Origin of the sequence: Nocardia concava NBRC 100430, from assembly GCF_000308815.1 — a bacterium.
GTDB classification, from domain to species: Bacteria; Actinomycetota; Actinomycetes; order Mycobacteriales; family Mycobacteriaceae; genus Nocardia; species Nocardia concava.
On the sequence record NZ_BAFX01000093.1, the window covers coordinates 1 to 2,181 of the forward strand.

General features: G+C 65.8%; 2 protein-coding genes. Both read left to right on the forward strand.

The window, feature by feature from the left end; genetic code table 11:
* On the forward strand, positions 1–990 hold a 990-nt coding region (locus ON43_RS21225; protein WP_040810085.1), incomplete at its 5' end, for a type III PLP-dependent enzyme.
* 12 nt (positions 991–1,002) lie between these two features.
* Positions 1,003–2,181, forward strand: a 1,179-nt coding sequence (gene speD, locus ON43_RS21235; protein WP_051178846.1) for an adenosylmethionine decarboxylase, incomplete at its 3' end; no start/stop codon positions are given.

The following is a 2,181-nucleotide window of genomic DNA, read 5'->3' on the forward strand; positions in this document are numbered from 1 at the left end:
CCCGTGCCGGAGATCATCCGGCTGCTGAACGACGAGGGCGCGGAGTTCGACGTCGCCAGCGTCGGTGAGATCGAACTCTGCCTCGCGCAGGGCGTCGATCCGGCCGTCATGTGCTACGGCAATCCGATCAAGAAGGCCTCGCAGATCGCCACCGCCTACGCGGTGGGCGTGCGACGCTACGCCTTCGACACCGAGGACGATCTCGAGCGCATCGCCGAGCACGCCCCGGGCTCGGAGGTCGAATGCCGGTTCCTGTCCTCGGCACCGCAGTCGCAGACGCCGTTCGGCACCAAGTTCGGCTGTGCGCCGGGTGAGGCCAAGCGGCTGCTGGTGCGGGCGCACGATCTGGGCCTGACGGTGGTCGGCCCCTACTTCCATGTCGGGTCCCAGCAGCTGGATCCGAAGGCGTGGGGCATCGGCATCGAACAGGCGGGCGCCATCGCGGAAGCGTTGGCGGTCAAGGACATTCCGGTCACCGCGGTGAATATCGGTGGGGGACTTCCGATTTCGTACGCCGATCCGGCTCCCGGACTCGCGGAGCTGGGCGCGGCCATCGCCGACGCGGCGAGCCGCTATCTCCCGGAACACACCGCTCTGGTGGTGGAACCCGGTCGTGCCCTGGTGGGCAACACCGGTGTGATCCATGCCGAAGTGGTGAATGTTCGTGTAGCGCCGGACGGGCGGCGCTGGGTATACCTCGATATCGGCCGCTACAACGGCATGGCCGAAACCGAGAACGAGTACATCGCCTACCGATTCCACACCGACCGGGACGCGGATCCGAAGGGCGAAGCTGTCGTAGCCGGTCCAACGTGTGACGGCGACGATGTACTCTATCAACGCACGCGTGTCCTCCTTCCGACCACGTTGCGAGCCGGTGATCCCGTCCGGATCCTCGAAACCGGCGCCTATACGGCGAGCTATTCGTCGGTGTCCTTCAACGGTTTTCCGCCTTTGACTGTCCATGTCACTGGCGCTGAGCGAGAGTGAGTTTTAGCCATGATCACGGCAGAATTCACCGGCTGGCATGTGCTGGCCGAGTTCGGTGGTGTCGACGCCAACCTCTGCGACGACCTCGAACGACTCGAAACCGCGCTTCGAAAATCGTTGGTCGCCGCGGGGGTGACCATCTGCGATGTCGTTAGCAAGAAATTCGAGCCGCAGGGTGTCACCATCCTGGCCCTCCTGGCCGAGTCGCACGCCTCGATCCACACCTACCCCGAGTCCGGCGACATCTTCGTCGACGTATTCACTTGCGGCAGTATCGGTTCCGGGGCCACCAAGGCCGTGGAACTGCTGCAGCAGGAGCTGTCCCCGGGGTCGGTCAACATCGAGGTCATCCAGCGTGGCCACACGGCCCGCCGGATCCACGAGCCGGTGGGCGAGGGCCTGACCCGGGTGTGGAACACGACGGAAACCATCGTCGACACCAACACCCCGTTCCAGCACATGGTGATCGCGCGGACCGAGCAGGGCATCTCCCTGTTCTCCGACGACGACCGCCAGTCCACCGAGTTCTCGCAGCTCACCTACCACGAGGCCATGCTGGTCCCGGGGTACGCGCTGGCCGAGAAGCTGGAGAAGGTGCTGATCATCGGTTCCGGTGAGGGCGTCGCCTCGCAGATGTCGGTGGCCGCGGGCGCCTCGCTCGTCGATCACGTCGACATCGACCAGCTGGAGGTGGAGCTGTGCGCCAAGCACCTCCCCTACGGCTACACCGAGGCCGATCTGGCCGAGGCGGCCGCGCAGACCGGCCCGATCAAGATGCACTACGCCGACGGCTGGGACTTCCTGGCCAAGGCCGAGGCCGCGGGCGTGCGCTACGACATGATCTGTATCGACCTGCCGGACGAGCGGGTCGAGGACGCGCAGCACAACCGCCTGTACGAGGATGACTTCCTCAACCGCTGTAAGGCGCTGCTGGCCGAGGGCGGCGTGCTCGCCGCGCAGGCCGGCTGTCAGACCATGTGGCGCAACGAGACCCTCAAGCGGTCGTGGACCCGCTTCCACAACCTGTTCGAGACCGTCGTTCCCTACGTGTCCGACGAGCACGAGTGGACCTTCATCTTCGGTACCCCGAAGGCGATCGCCGATCCGGTCGCGAAGATGACCGAGACGCTGGCGGTGCTGCCGTACCAGGCCGAGACCATCGACGCGCAGGCCCTGGTCCGCGGCGCGATC